Origin of the sequence: Pseudokineococcus lusitanus (assembly GCF_003751265.1) — a bacterium.
Lineage (GTDB): Bacteria > Actinomycetota > Actinomycetes > Actinomycetales > Quadrisphaeraceae > Pseudokineococcus > Pseudokineococcus lusitanus.
Genome location: NZ_RJKN01000002.1, coordinates 475478 through 489541 on the forward strand (window position 1 = coordinate 475478; position 14064 = coordinate 489541).

The following is a 14064-nucleotide window of genomic DNA, read 5'->3' on the forward strand; positions in this document are numbered from 1 at the left end:
GCGGGGGCGACGCGGGGGCGTCGCGGCGTCGTCACCGGCCCGGCGGGGGCCGGACCGGGCCGGGCCCCGCCGTCGCGGGGCCCGGCGTCCGTCGGGCTCAGGAGCCCTGCGTGGCCTCCGGCGCGGCCGGGGCGTCCTCGGGCGCGGCGGGCGCGTCCTCGGGCGTCGGCGCGCCCTCCGGGGGCGTGGGGGCCTCGCCGTCCGCGGCCGGCCCGCCGGGGCCGCCGTGCGGGCCGTGACCGCCGGGGCCGCCGGCGGGCAGCTCGGAGGTCACGGCCTCCTCGATGCGGTCGCGGGCCTCGGCGAGGCGCTCGTCGGCCTCGTCCTGGGTGAGGTCGCCGGCGTCCACGCGCTCCTGCACGCGCTCGGTCTCCGCGGCGAGGAGGGCGTCGACGAGGTCGTCGGTGCTGACGCCCTGCGCCTCGGCGACCGACGCGAGGGTGGCGCCGTCCTCCTCGAGCGCGGTCCGCAGCTCGTCGACGTCGAGGCCGAGGGCCTCGGCCGCCGTCTCGAGACCGCCGGGCCCGCCGAGGCCGGGGCCGGAGCCGGGCCCGCCGGGGCCGTGACCGCCGGGGCCGCCCGGGCCGGGCAGCTCGTCGGCGAGGGTTGTGGCGACCTCGTCGGCCTGGTCCTGGGTCAGGGTCCCGTCGGAGACGAGGCCCGCGAGGGCGTCGGTGATCTGCTGCACGCGGTCGGCGACGACGTCCTTGACGGCGTCGGCCGTGCTGGTCCCGTCCTCGGTCGCGGTGGCCGCGAGGGCGGGGCCCGCGAGGACCGCACCGCCGATCGCCGCACCGCCGAGAGCGACGGAGCTCGCCACCACGATGGTCGTGAGGGTCTTGCGCATGGTCGTCCTCCTCGTCGGGCGGTCCGTCCGCCCGGATGTGGAGAACCGTGCGGGCCGGACCTGTCAGGACGCTGTCGACGAGGCATGGCCTCCCTACGGGTCCGGCGCGTACCCGACCGGGCCCGTCGGCACCGCCGGCGGGAACACCGCGGGGTCCTCCAGTGCTCAACGACCTCGGGCGGCCGAGGGACGGCGCCCGGAGCGGAGGTCGTCATGTCTGTCGTCGTCACCGGGGCCACGGGCCACCTGGGTCGGCTCGTCGTCGAGGAGCTGCTCGCACGCGGCGTGCCCGCCGACCAGGTGCTCGCCACGGGCCGCGACGCCGGCCGCCTCGCGGAGGTGGGCGCCCTCGGCGTCCGCACGGCCGCCGTCGACCACGACGACCCCTCGACCCTCGACGGCGTCCTCCAGCCGGGCGACACCGTCCTGCTCGTGTCGGGCTCCGTGCCGGGCGCGCGCCTGGACCAGCACCGGGCGGTCATCGGCGCGGCGACGCTCGCGGGCGTCGGGCACCTCGTCTACACGTCCGCGACGAGGGCCGACGACACCGACCTCGTCCTCGCGCCCGAGCACGCGCAGACCGAGGAGATGCTGCGCGCGAGCGGCCTGCCCGTCACCGTCCTGCGCAACAACTGGTACACGGAGAACTACGCCGCCGACCTCGCCCGCGCGAAGGACACCGGCGTCCTGGCCTCCGGCACCGGCGACGGCCGCGTGGCCAGCGCCACCCGCCGCGACTACGCCGCCGCGACGGCGGGCGTGCTCGCCGACCCGGCCCCGCACGCCGGCCGCACCTACGAGCTGACGGGCGCGGTCGCGTGGACCTACGACGACCTCGCCGCCGCGATGGCCGAGGTCCTCGGCCGCGACGTGACGTTCCACCGCCTGACCCCCGAGGAGCAGACGGCGGCCCTCACCGGCGCCGGCCTCGACGAGGGGACGGCCGGCTTCGTCGTCGCCCTCGACGGCAACATCGCCGCCGGCGCGCTCGACGTCGTCACCGACGACCTCCCGCGCCTCGCCGGCCGCCCGGCGACGTCGCTCGTCGACGGGCTGCGGCCGCTCGCGGGCTGACGCCCGGGCGCCCCGGGGAGCGAAGTCGACGCCCACTTCACCCCGGGGCGCCTCAGGGCGTGAAGTCGACGCCCACTTCACCTCCAGGGCGCCCCAAGGCGTGAAGACGACGCCCACTTCACCTCCGGGGGACCCGGGGAGCCGAGTCGACGCCCACTTCACCCGGGGCGCCCGCCCCGGGTCAGAGCCGGCGCAGCCACCGCGACGCCGAGGGGTCCGCCACGAGCTCGCGGCGGCCGAGCGGCTGCACCTCGCGGGCGTCGCCGTCGGGGAAGACGGTGCGGAAGCGGGCGACGCCCTCCGCCGAGACGGTCCGCGGCTCGAGGACGAACCACCGCACCCCCTCGGTGTAGGGGTCGGTCGTCAGCGAGCCGCTGTACCGGACGGCGCCGAGCTGCTCGGGCAGCATCGCGCGCAGGTCGACGTGCTCGACCGTCACGGGGTCGACGCACTCGTCGGGCAGGACGGACAGCAGCCGGTCGGCCTCCCCCGCCGGTCCCTCGACGAGGAGGACGGCGAGCACGAGCAGGTTGCCGTCGGCGTCGGAGTGCACCAGGTGCTGCTCCATCGGCGCGTGCCGGCCGTCGACGGTGTGCTCCGACGGCGTGTGGAAGTGCGTCTGCAGCAGGTCGTACCGCCGTCCGCCGACGACGACCCAGCCGTCCCCGGGCCGGACCCCGGCCTGCTCGGTCTCCTCGACGTCGCGCGTCGAGCACCCGTCGGGGCTGCCGGCGTCGCGGGTGACGTAGGCGAGGCTCACGGGGACGTCGCGGCGGTAGTGCACCTGCAGCGGCGGGAGCGCCCGTCCGCGGCGGACGGCGGAGCGCCGGACGTCGACGGGGCTCTGGCCGAGCACCTCGGGCACGGGGGCACCGGGACGGCCGGGCGCCGCGACGGCGGCCGGGGCGGCGGCACCGGCCGCCGCGACGAGCAGCGGGGCGGCGAGGACGGAGCGGCGGGACAGGGGGCTGACGGACATCGGGGCACGGCCTCCGGGCACGGGCCACCGACGGTGGTGGCCGTAGGCAACGAACGCTACGTCCCCTCCGTCCTCCTGTCAGCAGCCGCCCGCCGCAGCCTCGCCGCCACGCCGGGTCAAGGTCCGGTCAACTCCGGGACAGGCGACGCCGCGGCGCGCCATGCTCCCCGCGGCGCCGCCGCAGGCGCTGCCACGCCGAGCCCCGGAGGTCCCCGTGCCGTCCTCGCCCCCGCGCCGCCACCGCTCCCGGAAGCGGTTGTCCCGCACGGCCCTCGGCCCGGCCGTCGTCCTGGCCGTCGCCGCCGGCGTCGTGCCCGCGAGCGCCGCGCCGGCGCCCGTCGCGGCGACCGAGGTGGCGGCCGGCGAGGACTTCGCCGTCGACCGGGTCGCGGGCGGCTACCGCGTGACGCTCGAGCTCGACGAGCCGCTGCCGGTGCGCTCGGCGGCGCCGGTCCTCGTCGTCGACGGGCAGACGCTCGGCACCGCGGTCGAGACCGACGGCGGCCGCTCGCTGACCCTCCTCACCACCGACCCCGAGGTCGCGGGCGCCGACGCCGTCGACCTCGGCTGGTCCACCGACGCCGGGGCCGCCGAGGCCCGCCTCGGCGCCCTCGCGGCGCCGTCCGCGACGAGCACCCGGCAGGGGCCGGTCCTGGCGGCGGACCCGGGCGCGCGCGGCCGGTTCGGCGTCGTGCGCGCCGACTACGACCTCGGCGACGACGTCTGGGCGCTCGAGGGCCTCGACGCGTCGCTGCGCTCCGAGGGCCGCGCCGCCGTCTACCTCCCCGGCCCGGCCGCGACCGGCCGGCTGCCCGTCGTCGTGCTCCTCCACGGCCGCCACCAGTGGTGCACCGACCCGGTGGAGGAGCCGGACGAGGACGACTGGTCGATGCCCACCTACCCGTGCGCGGAGGGCACCGAGGACGTCCCCTCCTACCTCGGCTACGGCCCGCTCGCGCAGAACCTCGCGAGCCACGGGTACGCCGTCGTCTCCGTCAGCGCCAACGCCGTCAACGCCTACGACAACGAGAGCACGCTGGACTACGGCGCCACCGCGCGCGGCGACCTCGTCCTGCACCACCTCGACGCCCTCGCGGCCGCCGACCGCGGCGAGCCCGGGCTCGGCGACGCGACGACGGCGGCGCTCCGGGGCCGCCTCGACCTCACCCGCGTCGGCCTCATGGGGCACTCGCGGGGCGGCGAGGGCGTCGTCGAGGCGGCGCTCATGAACGCCGCCCGGCCCTCGCCGTACGGCGTGCGGGCGGTGCTGCCGCTGGCGCCCGTCGACTTCTCGCGGCCCGTGCTGCCCGAGGTCGACATGGCCGTGGTCCTGCCCTACTGCGACGGCGACGTCGCCGACCTCCAGGGCCAGCACTTCTTCGACGACTCGCGCTACACGGTGCGGGACGACGTCCTGCGCTCGTCGCTGCTCGTCATGGGCGCCAACCACAACTACTTCAACACCGAGTGGAACGCCCGGACGACGACGGTCCCCCACAGCGGGGCGGGCGACGACTGGTGGGACGTCCGCGACAGCCAGTGCGGCACCCGGAGCGAGAGCCGGCTGACGCCGCGCGAGCAGCTCGCCGTCGGCACCGCGTACATGAGCGGCTTCTTCCAGGCCACGCTCGGCGGCCGCACGGAGTACCTGCCGCTCCTCGACGGGCAGGGCGCCCGGGCGGCGTCCGCCGGCCGCGCCGTCGTCCACACGCAGGCGCAGGCGCCGGGCTCGCGCCGGGCGCTGCTGCACCCGCTCGACGGCGGCCGCACCGACCGCCTCCAGGCCGTCAGCGGCGCCCGCGTCCGGGCCTGCGCGAGCGTCTCGGACCTCCCCGTGCCCGGCACCCTGCCGCCGTGCGGGCCGGCCGACGCCGCCGCCCGGATGCCGCACTGGACGCCTGCGGTCTTCGCCCCGTCGGCGGCCGCGACGCCGGTCACGGCCATGAGCTGGGTGCGCCCGGCGGGCGGCCCCGCCGCGCAGCTGCGGGTCGGCCTCGCCACGCGCGACCTCTCGGGCTACGAGGCCCTGACGTTCCGCACCTCGCCGACGGTCGGCGTCGCGCGGACGGGCGACCTGCTCGTCACGCTCGTGGACGGCCGTGGCCGCGGCTCGTCGGTGCGCCTGTCCGAGGTCAGCGACGCGCTCGTCCCGCTGCCCGCCGGCAGCGAGCCCGAGCTGCTGCCGAAGACGCTGATGCGGACGGCCGAGGTGCCGCTGGGGCGCTTCGCCGGGGTGGACCTCGCCGACGTCCGGCAGGTCCGCCTCACCGCCGCCTCGACGACGGGGTCGGTGTACCTGTCCGACCTCGCGGCCGTCAGCCGCGGCCCGGGCTCGGGCAGCGGCCCGACCCGCCTGCCGCAGGTCTCGCTGGACGACGTCGTCGTCGACGAGGGCGACGGGCCGGGCACCGCGCTCGTCCCCGTCCGCCTGTCCGCGCCGAGCGCCGTCGGCGTGCGGGTGCGGCTCGAGACGACGACCGACCCCTTCGGCGGCGGCGCGGCCACCGCCGGGACGGTGACGATCCCGGCGGGCTCGACGTGCGAGACCTTCGCGGTCCCGCTCGCCGGCGACACCCGCCCCGGCACGCAGACGACGGCGTCCTACCCCGTGGTGGCGGCCGTGCCGGCCGGCGCGGTGACCGGCACCGCGCACGCGCTGCTGACGGTCGTCGAGGACGACGGCGTCGTCGTCGGCGGGCGGCCCGTGCCGGGCGTGCCGCCGGTGGGGCCGCAGGGCGACCCCTGCGCGTGACGCCAGACCCGACGCCCCGAGGGGCGTGACCGCGACGGCGCGGGCGGACCCCGGTCCGCCCGCGCCGTCGGTGTCCCGGGCGCGGGCGGCGCCGGCCTCAGCGGCCGGCGACCACGTCCCGCAGCGCCGCCCGCGTCGCGGCGTGGATCGCCACGAGGTCCGGCCGCTCGCCCGCCTCGGCGCGCCGCGCCCACTCGTCGCAGGACAGGCGCACGGCCGTGCCGGCGAGCTCGGTGACGAGCCGGGTGCGGAGGTCGTCCACCGGCGTCCCCGCCGCCGCGGCCACGAGGGCGGCCACCCGGTCGGCCTGCTGCGCCTGCAGCCCGAGCGCCGCCGCCGTGAGCGCGGGGTCGGCCAGCACCAGACGGCGCACGCGCAGGACGCGGGGGACGACGTCGTCCGCCGGCTGCTGCGCCAGCCGCTCGACGAGCGCCGCGAAGGCCGCCTCGACCCGCTCGAGCAGCGGCACGCCCGCGTCGGCCCGCTCGAGGTGCTCGACGAGCGACGCCTCGACGCCGTCGTCGGGCGCGAGGACGGCCGCCTCCTTCGAGGGGAAGTACCGGAAGAAGGTCCGCGGGGAGACCCCGGCGGCGCGGGCGATGTCCTCGACGGTCGTCGCCGCGTAGCCGCGCGCCTCGACGAGGTCCAGCGCGACGGCGCTGATCTCCGCCTGCGTCTCCCGACGACGGCGCTCGCGGAGGTCCGGGCGCCCGGCGCCCTCGAGGGCCTGCTCGGCAGCGGCGGTCGCCACGGCGGTGTCGGGCACGGGCCCTCCCAGGTCGGTAGCCGTCGGTGACCGCCAGGTTAACAGGGTGTGCCGACGTGGCAGTCCGTGCCATGATGCGTCGCGTTGCCACGGACACCGTCGTCCGGGCCGCCCGCACGCACGGACGACACGGACGGTGAGGACCTCCCCATGAGCACGAGCACAGGCCCCGACGCGGGCACGAGGGCGGTGCCCGCCCAGCCGGCACGCGCCGGCGGCGGCGACGCGAGCGCCGGGACGGGCGTCGTCGGGACGGCCGAGCGGATGGCGCCGGGCAGCGGGCTCGTCATCGGGCTGCTGCTGGTCTCGGCCTTCGTCGTCATCCTCAACGAGACGATCATGAGCGTCGCCCTGCCGCGCCTCATGGAGGACCTGCAGATCACCGCCACGACGGCGCAGTGGCTCACCACCGGCTTCATGCTGACGATGGCCGTCGTCATCCCCGTGACCGGCTTCCTGCTGCAGCGCTTCCACGTCCGGCCGGTCTTCCTCACGGCCATGTCGCTCTTCAGCGCGGGCACGTTGATCGCGGCGCTCGCGCCGGGCTTCGGCACGCTGCTGCTCGGCCGCGTCGTCCAGGCCAGCGGCACCGCGATCATGATGCCGCTGCTCATGACGACGGTCCTCACGCTCGTCCCGGCGTCCTCGCGCGGCCGGATGATGGGGCGGATCTCCATCGTCATCGCCGTCGCGCCGGCCATCGGCCCGACCATCTCCGGCGTCGTGCTGTCCGCGCTGGACTGGCGCTGGATGTTCTGGCTGGTGCTGCCCATCGCGCTGGTGTCGCTGGCGCTGGGGGCCGCCCGCATCCGCAACGTCACGACGCCGCGGCCGGGCCGGATCGACGTCGTCTCGGTCGCCCTCTCCGCGCTCGCCTTCGGCGGCCTCCTCTACGGCCTCTCGAGCCTCGGCGAGGGCGGTGGCGGCGAGCACCCCGTGCCGCTGTGGCTGCCGGTCGTCGTCGGCGCCGTCGCGCTCGTGGCCTTCGTCGCCCGCCAGCTGCGCCTCGCCCGCCGCGACGCCGCGCTGCTCGACCTGCGCGTCTTCGCCACCCGCGCCTTCGCGGTGGCGGTGGGGCTCGTCGTCATCAGCATGATGGCGCTCTTCGGCTCGCTCATCGTGCTGCCGCTGTACCTCCAGCAGGTGCTCGGCCTCGACACGCTGTCGACGGGCCTGCTGCTGCTGCCCGGCGGCGCCGTCATGGCCGTGCTGTCGCCGGTGGTCGGCGGGCTGTTCGACAAGGTCGGCCCGCGGCCGCTCGTCACGCCGGGCGCCGTCGTCGTCAGCGCCGCGCTGTGGATCATGACGACGCTCGGCCCGGGCACCGCGGTGTGGCACGTCGTCGCCGCCCACGTCCTGCTGAGCGTCGGCCTCGCGTTCGTCTTCACCCCGCTGCTGACGTCCGCGCTCGGCTCCCTGCCGCCGCGGCTCTACTCCCACGGCAGCGCCGTGGTGGGCACCGTCCAGCAGCTCGCCGGCGGCGCCGGCACCGCGCTGTTCATCACCCTCATGACCTCGACCGCGGCCGCCCGCGCCGCCGAGGGCGCGAGCACGGTCGCGGCGACCGGCGCCGGCGTCCGCGCCGCCTTCCTCGTGGGCGCGGTCCTGTCGCTCGTCGCCGTGGCGGTCTCGCTCCTCGTCCGGCGCCCGGCGCAGGTGCCCTCGCCGGAGGTCGTCGCCCACTGAGGCGCAGTGGCAGCCCCTCGTCCCGTACGTGCACGACGAGGGGCTGCCACTGGTTCAGGTCGAGAGGTGCCGCCGCAGCACCGCGGCCACCCGCGCGGGCTCCACGCGCAGCGCGCGAGCCGGCAGCCGCAGCACCACCTCGCCGGGACGGGCCACCTCGGCCGCCCGCAGCAGGTCGTCGTACCAGCGCTCCTCCTCGAGGTGCCCGACGCCGTCCACCTCCAGCAGCACGCGCCGGCCGTCCGGCAGGTCCCACTCCGCGTCGAGGTAGCGACGACGGCCCTGCGCGTCGAGGCGGACCACCTGCTGCGACGGCGCCGGCAGCCCGGCGGCCCGGCACAGCCGCACCAGCCGGACCTCGGACAGCGCCTGCGCCCCGCCCTCCACGTCGTCGAGGAGCGCCAAGAGCTCGCCTCGATGGCGCACCGGGCCCGCGGCCCGCACGACGTCGCGCAGCCGCCCCGGCGTCGTGAGGCGCTGCTGGACGACGGCGGCGAGGAGCCCGTCCGCGGTCGTCACCGCCCGGGTCGAGGAGGCCGCCGCGAGCGCCGCGTCCTCGACGCCCAGGCAGGGAAGGCCACCGCGGGCCACGAGCCGGACCGGCCGGCGGCTGGACGTGGCGCGCACCCACTCCGGACCGGCGACGTCACGCCCTCGCGGCACGTGGACGTCGACCGTCGCCCGCTCCCAGCCGCGGAGCCCGTGCACCTCGAGCGCCGTCAGCCCACCCAGGGCCGACCGGTGCCCCGACGTCAGCACGCCCGCCCACAGCCGCGCGCGGCGCGCGAGCGGCCCTGTCGTCGTCGCCACGACCAGCGGCCCCACGAGCTGCCACCGGTGCTGGTGCACCTCGCGCGCCACCCGGTCCGCGGTCACACCCATCGCCGTCAGCTGGGGACGGGCGAGGCACCCGGCCTGACGGTCGGCCGTCTCGCGCACCTGCGGCGGCAGCGGCGTCGTCCGGGGCACCGCCGGAGCCTGCCCGTTGCGACCGCCCGTCCGCTGCAGGCCTGTGGACGACGGAGGTGGCAGCCCCTCGTCGCGTACTTGCACGACGAGGGGCTGCCACCTCCGTCGCCGTCAGGCGCCGCCCGCCTCCGGCAGGTCCCCCGTCACGTCGTCGTACCCCTTCGCGCCCGGCAGCTCCGCCGGCGCGTAGACGAGCCGCACGACGCCGGTCGGCAGGGCGCGCGAGGAGAGCAGGCGCAGGGGCTGCAGCCGGCCCTCCTCGAAGAGCCGCTCGCCGGAGCCCGCGGCGACGGGGTGGACGAGCAGGCGCAGCTCGTCGAGGACGCCGGCCGCCAGCAGCTGCCGGACCACGGAGACCGAGCCGGCGACGAGGACCTTGCCGACGGCGTCGTCCTCCTTCAGCGCCCGGACCGCGGCGACGAGGTCCCCGTCGACGCGCTCGACGTTCCGCCAGCCGAGGTCGGCGTCGCCACGGGTGGCGACGAGCTTGCGGACGTCGCCGAGCTGTCGGGCGAAGCCGGCGTCCTCGCCGCCCGCCTCCTCCCGGCCCGGCCAGGCGCCGGCGAAGCTGTCGTAGGTCACCCGTCCGAGGAGCAGGACGTCGACGTCCTCGTAGTCCTCGCCGACGGCGGCGCCCATCGCCTCGTCGAAGTACGGGAAGTGCCAGGTGGGGTCGACCTCCACCACGCCGTCGAGGGCCGAGAAGAGGGTCGAGACGATCGTCGCCACGTCGGGTCTCCTTGTCGCGGTGCCCGCGTCGCGGGCGCTCGGAGGATCAGACCGCGCGGCCCCGCGGGGCTCATCGGCGACGCGCCGCCGCTAGCGTCCCGGACGTGCGCACCCCGGTCCGCGACTACCTGCTCGAGGTCACCGACGGCCTCGTCGACGTCCGTGACGGCGGCGTCGCCGACTACATCCCGGCTCTCGCCGCGGCGGACCCCGACCGGCTCGCCCTCGCGGTGACGACCGTCGGCGGCCGCTCCTACTCGGTCGGCGACGACGACCTCGAGTTCTCGGTCCAGTCGATCTCCAAGCCCTTCGCCTACGCCGCGGCGCTGCTGGACCGTGGCACGGAGGCGGTCGACGCGGTGGTCGGGGTCGAGCCGTCCGGCGAGGCCTTCGACGAGCTGTCGCTCGAGCGCGGGACGCATCGCCCGCGGAACCCGATGATCAACGCGGGGGCGATCGCGGTGCACGGGCTGCTCGACGCGTCGGCCCCCGGTGGTCGCGTCGGTCGAGTCCTCGACGTCTTCTCCGCCCTCGCCGGGCGCCGCCTCGTCGTCGACGACGAGGTGCACGCCGGCGAGATGGCCACCGCCGACCGCAACCTCGCCCTGGCGCACATGCTCCGCACCTACGGGCTGGTCACCGCCGGGGCGCACGACGTCGTCGACGGCTACACGCGGCAGTGCTCGGTCCTCGTGACGGCTCGCGACGTCGCGGTCATGGGCGCGACCCTCGCGAGCGGCGGCGTCCAGCCCGTCACCGGCGAGCGCGTCCTGCCGGCGGCCGTCGCCCGCCGCACCCTGTCGGTGATGCTCGCGGCGGGCATGTACGACGCCGCGGGCAGCTGGATCACCCACGTCGGCATCCCCGCCAAGAGCGGCGTGTCCGGCGGGCTGCTGGGGGCCCTGCCCGGGCAGGCCGGCATCTGCTCGTTCTCCCCACGGCTCGACGGGCAGGGCAACAGCGTCCGCGGCGTCCTCGCCTTCCGGCGCCTCTCCGCGGACATGGGCATGCACCTCATGGAGGCCGAGCGCCTCGGCGAGACGGTGCTGCGCGAGCGGCGCGACGACGACGGCGAGGTCCGCTACGCGCTGCAGGGCGTCGTCGACTTCACCGGCGCGGAGCACCTCCTCCACGAGCTCGCGCAGGAGGAGGGGCGCTCGCCCGTGGTCCTCGACCTGTCGCACGTCGACCGGCTGACGGACGTGGGCCGGCGCATGGTGCTCGAGGGGCTGCGACGGCTGCGCCTCGACGGCCGCGACGTCGCGCTCGTCGACGACGACGGCGTCCTGCCGGACCCCGACCCGGGGGACGGGCAGGTCGTCGCACGACGCACGGCCTGACCTCCGCCGGCCGACCGGACCGCGGCCGGACCCTGCCGCGGCGGCCGTCGCCGCCCTAGCCTCGTCCCGCACGCAGCGCCGCGAGCGAGGAGACGCCATGACCACCCTGACCGACCGCCCCGGCACCGCCCTGCTCGTCGTCGACGTCCAGGTCGACGTCGTCGCGCAGGCCCTCGACCGCGACGCCGTCGTGGGCCGCGTCGCCGGCCTCGTCGACCGCGCCCGCGAGGCGGGCACCCCCGTCGTCTGGGTGCAGCACGCCGACCCCGGCATGGAGCGCGGCAGCGACGCCTGGCAGCTCGTCCCCGAGCTAGCGCGCGCCGACGGAGAGCCGCTCGTGGAGAAGCGGTACGGCGACTCCTTCGAGGCGACGGACCTCGAGGAGGTGCTCGCCGCCCGCGGGGTCGGCCACCTCGTGCTCGCCGGCGCGCAGACCGACCAGTGCATCCGCTCGACGGCGCACGGCGCCTTCACCCGCGGCTACGACGTCACGCTCGTCGGCGACGCCCACACGACGGAGGACCTCTCGGCCTACGGGGCGCCCGGTCCGGCCGACGTCATCGCCCACACCAACCTCTACTGGGCGCACCAGCAGGCGCCGGGGCGGACGGCGGCCGTCGTCGCGGCGGACGCGGTCGTCTTCCCCGGCGCCTGACCACCTCCACCTCCCCCGACGTGTGACCTCCTCGGGCGACCACGACGTCGCCGCGCCCGAGGAGGTCACACGTCGGGGGAGGTCGGCGTCAGGAGCCGGCGGGCTGGTCCCGGTCGTGCACCTGCGCGGGCGGGCTCGTCGCCTCGACGGCGGTGAACGGCTCGGTGATGACGTAGGTGTGGACGGCGCCCTTCGGCACCACCCAGGAGTCGCCCGGCTCGAGGACGAGGGTCTGCCCCTCGCTGCGGAGCTCGGCGCGACCGGCGATGACGTACCCGACCGTCTCGTACTCGCGGGCCACCTCCGGCTCGGGGTCGCCGGCGGGCTGCTCGCGCCACATCCGCATGCTCGTCGTCGTGCCGCTCGCGAGGTAGACCTGCCCGAGGGCGCCGCGGGGCGAGTGCGCGCTGTCGACCTTGGTGACCGTGGAGTCGCTCATGCGCCGACGCTAGGCGCGGGGGCGCCGTCCGGCCCGTCGGCGGCGGGCGCTCCCGACCTACCCTCGGGCCCGTGCCCCCCGACGACGTCGCCGCGCCCGGGCGCCGGGCCGCGGTCCTCGTCGTCGGCGCCGGCCAGGCCGGGCTCTCGACGGCGTACCACCTGCGGCGCAGGGGCTTCGAGCCGGCGACCGGCCCCGCGCCGGGGCGCACCTACGCCGTCCTTGACGCCGACGCCGCCCCCGGCGGGGCGTGGCAGCACCGCTGGGAGTCCCTGCGGATGTCGACGGTCAACGGGATCTTCGACCTCCCCGGCGCACCCCTGCCGCCGGTCGACCCCGACGAGCCGAGCCGCACCGCCGTCCCCCGCTACTTCGCCGCCTACGAGCGCGACCTCGACCTGCCGGTGCACCGGCCGGTGCGGGTGGAGCGCGTCGAGCGGGCCGACGAGGACCCGGCCGGCGACCTCGTCGTCACCACGGACGCCGGCACCTGGCGCACGTCCTTCCTCGTCAACGCCACCGGCACGTGGACCAACCCGCACCGGCCCGCCTACCCCGGCGCCGACACCTTCCGCGGCCGCCAGCTCCACACCGGTGAGTACGTCGCCGCGGAGGAGCTCCGCGGTCACCGCGTCGCCGTCGTCGGCGGCGGCATCTCGGCGGTCCAGCTCCTGGAGGAGGTCTCGCGCGTCGCGTGGACGGCCTGGTACACCCGCCGCGAGCCCGTCTTCCACGAGGGCGCCTTCGAGCCGGAGACGACCGGCCGCGAGGTCATCGCCCGCGTGACGGCCGACGCCGAGGCCGGGCACGCACCGCGGAGCGTCGTGTCCTACACCGGTCTCGGCTGGTCCCCCGCCGCCCGGGCCGCGCGCGACCGCGGCGTGCTCGTCCGGCGCCCGATGTTCACCGAGCTCTTGCCGCACGGCGTCCGGGAGGCCGACGGGACGACGACGACCGTCGACGTCGTCCTCTGGGCCACCGGCTTCCGCCCGGCGCTGGACCACCTCGCCCGGCTGGACCTCCGCAGCCCCGAGGGCGGCGTCGTCGTGCGCGGCACCCGCGTCGTCGCCGAGCCGCGGGTCCACCTCGTCGGCTTCGGGCCGTCGCAGTCGACCGTCGGCGCCAACCGCGCCGGCCGCGACGCGGTGGCCGACGTCGTCGCGCAGCTGCGGGCCCGGGCCGCCGCAGCGGTGTGACGGCCTTCCCCCGGGACGCGCCGACCGTCACGCTGCCCCCGACCGCCGCGGCCGCGGCGCCGACGCGACCGAGGAGCAGCGCATGGCGAGCACCACGTGGACCGACGACCTGCGGGGCCGCTGGGACGAGCTGCTCGACGAGTACCGCGAGAGCCTGCTGGGACAGCTCGACGGGCTGACCGAGGAGCAGGCCCGTCGCTCCCTCGTGCCGTCGCGGACGACGTTGCTCGGCCTCGTCAAGCACGTCACGTACGTCGAGGCGGTCTGGTTCGAGCAGGCCGTCACCGGGCGGGCGCTCAAGGACATCGGGGTGGCGTCGACGCCGGACCGCTCCTTCGTGCTCGCCCGGACGGACACGGTGGCGTCGATCTCCGCGGCGTACCGCGAGCGCTGCGCGGCGTCGCGGCGCAACGTCGCCGACCTGGCCCTCGAGGACGAGGTCGACGGGCGCGGGACGCGTGCTGTCTGGGCCCTCTACACGCAGGTCCTTCGGGAGCTCGCCCACCACAGCGGGCACGCCGACGTCCTCCGGGAGCAGGTGCTGGCCCAGGGCGACGACCCGTCGGCGCCGGCGGGGCGGGCCTGACGATCCCCTCGTTGCCGGAGGCACTTAGGTTAGGTCAGGCTACCCT

The 14064-nt window shown here is 77.2% G+C and carries 13 protein-coding genes; 7 read left to right on the forward strand and 6 right to left on the reverse strand.

The genetic code is table 11. The annotated features are described in order from the left end of the window. Positions 1-97: 97 nt before the first annotated feature. Positions 98-847 carry a hypothetical protein gene (locus EDC03_RS05410; RefSeq protein WP_123379159.1) on the reverse strand — a complete coding sequence of 250 codons (750 nt, stop codon included), beginning with the start codon at positions 845-847 and terminating at the stop codon, positions 98-100. A 213-nt stretch (positions 848-1060) separates the two neighbouring features. On the opposite strand from EDC03_RS05410, the gene EDC03_RS05415 reads away from it, so the two are divergent. Continuing rightward, the gene (locus EDC03_RS05415) at positions 1061-1921 is read left to right on the forward strand and encodes an SDR family oxidoreductase (protein WP_123379160.1); all 861 of its coding nucleotides are present in this window, start codon (positions 1061-1063) and stop codon (positions 1919-1921) included. A 181-nt stretch (positions 1922-2102) separates the two neighbouring features. On the opposite strand, the gene EDC03_RS05420 is transcribed toward EDC03_RS05415, so the two are convergent. Continuing rightward, positions 2103-2900 (reverse strand): carbonic anhydrase family protein, encoded by a 798-nt coding sequence (locus EDC03_RS05420; RefSeq protein ID WP_123379161.1) that lies wholly within the window; start codon positions 2898-2900, stop codon positions 2103-2105. Between the two features lie 214 nt (positions 2901-3114). Between EDC03_RS05420 and EDC03_RS05425 the strand changes: the two genes are divergently transcribed. Then, a complete protein-coding gene (locus EDC03_RS05425) occupies positions 3115-5652 on the forward strand; it encodes a poly(ethylene terephthalate) hydrolase family protein (protein WP_123379162.1) in 2538 nt (845 codons plus the stop codon). Positions 5653-5749: 97 nt separating this feature from the next. Here EDC03_RS05425 and EDC03_RS17505 read toward each other — a convergent pair whose 3' ends face one another. After that, positions 5750-6418, reverse strand: a complete 669-nt coding sequence (locus tag EDC03_RS17505) for a TetR family transcriptional regulator (protein ID WP_158674208.1) — start codon at positions 6416-6418, stop codon at positions 5750-5752. A 150-nt stretch (positions 6419-6568) separates the two neighbouring features. Between EDC03_RS17505 and EDC03_RS05435 the strand changes: the two genes are divergently transcribed. Next, positions 6569-8104 carry an MDR family MFS transporter gene (locus tag EDC03_RS05435; RefSeq protein WP_123379163.1) on the forward strand — a complete coding sequence of 512 codons (1536 nt, stop codon included), beginning with the start codon at positions 6569-6571 and terminating at the stop codon, positions 8102-8104. A gap of 54 nt (positions 8105-8158) precedes the next feature. On the opposite strand, the gene EDC03_RS05440 is transcribed toward EDC03_RS05435, so the two are convergent. Both EDC03_RS05440 and EDC03_RS05445 read right to left on the reverse strand, forming a co-directional pair. After that, positions 8159-9073 carry a hypothetical protein gene (locus tag EDC03_RS05440; protein WP_123379164.1) on the reverse strand — a complete coding sequence of 305 codons (915 nt, stop codon included), beginning with the start codon at positions 9071-9073 and terminating at the stop codon, positions 8159-8161. Between the two features lie 111 nt (positions 9074-9184). Continuing rightward, positions 9185-9802, reverse strand: a complete 618-nt coding sequence (locus EDC03_RS05445) for a dihydrofolate reductase family protein (protein ID WP_123379165.1) — start codon at positions 9800-9802, stop codon at positions 9185-9187. Between the two features lie 104 nt (positions 9803-9906). Between EDC03_RS05445 and EDC03_RS05450 the strand changes: the two genes are divergently transcribed. Together EDC03_RS05450 and EDC03_RS05455 are read left to right on the forward strand one after the other, a co-directional pair. Then, on the forward strand, positions 9907-11142 hold the full coding sequence (locus EDC03_RS05450) for a glutaminase (protein ID WP_123379166.1): 1236 nt from the start codon (positions 9907-9909) through the stop codon (positions 11140-11142). A gap of 97 nt (positions 11143-11239) precedes the next feature. Continuing rightward, positions 11240-11797, forward strand: coding sequence for an isochorismatase family protein (locus EDC03_RS05455; RefSeq protein WP_123379167.1), 558 nt, complete (start codon positions 11240-11242; stop codon positions 11795-11797). An 88-nt stretch (positions 11798-11885) separates the two neighbouring features. Here the strand turns inward: EDC03_RS05455 and EDC03_RS05460 are convergent, their stop codons facing one another. After that, positions 11886-12236 carry a cupin domain-containing protein gene (locus EDC03_RS05460; RefSeq protein ID WP_123379168.1) on the reverse strand — a complete coding sequence of 117 codons (351 nt, stop codon included), beginning with the start codon at positions 12234-12236 and terminating at the stop codon, positions 11886-11888. A gap of 71 nt (positions 12237-12307) precedes the next feature. Between EDC03_RS05460 and EDC03_RS05465 the strand changes: the two genes are divergently transcribed. Then, a complete protein-coding gene (locus tag EDC03_RS05465) occupies positions 12308-13432 on the forward strand; it encodes an NAD(P)-binding domain-containing protein (protein WP_123379169.1) in 1125 nt (374 codons plus the stop codon). Positions 13433-13514: 82 nt separating this feature from the next. After that, positions 13515-14018 (forward strand): DinB family protein, encoded by a 504-nt coding sequence (locus EDC03_RS05470; RefSeq protein WP_123379170.1) that lies wholly within the window; start codon positions 13515-13517, stop codon positions 14016-14018. Positions 14019-14064: the final 46 nt, after the last annotated feature.

Excerpts from the sequence above, each read along its gene's own strand:
- EDC03_RS05410 (WP_123379159.1), bottom strand. The coding sequence starts at position 847 with ATGCGCAAGACCCTCACGACCATCGTGGTGGCGAGCTCCGTCGCTCTC.
- EDC03_RS05415 (WP_123379160.1), top strand. The coding sequence starts at position 1,061 with ATGTCTGTCGTCGTCACCGGGGCCACGGGCCACCTGGGTCGGCTCGTC.
- EDC03_RS05420 (WP_123379161.1), bottom strand. The coding sequence starts at position 2,900 with ATGTCCGTCAGCCCCCTGTCCCGCCGCTCCGTCCTCGCCGCCCCGCTG.
- EDC03_RS05435 (WP_123379163.1), top strand. The coding sequence starts at position 6,569 with ATGAGCACGAGCACAGGCCCCGACGCGGGCACGAGGGCGGTGCCCGCC.
- EDC03_RS05455 (WP_123379167.1), top strand. The coding sequence starts at position 11,240 with ATGACCACCCTGACCGACCGCCCCGGCACCGCCCTGCTCGTCGTCGAC.
- EDC03_RS05460 (WP_123379168.1), bottom strand. The coding sequence starts at position 12,236 with ATGAGCGACTCCACGGTCACCAAGGTCGACAGCGCGCACTCGCCCCGC.
- EDC03_RS05470 (WP_123379170.1), top strand. The coding sequence starts at position 13,515 with ATGGCGAGCACCACGTGGACCGACGACCTGCGGGGCCGCTGGGACGAG.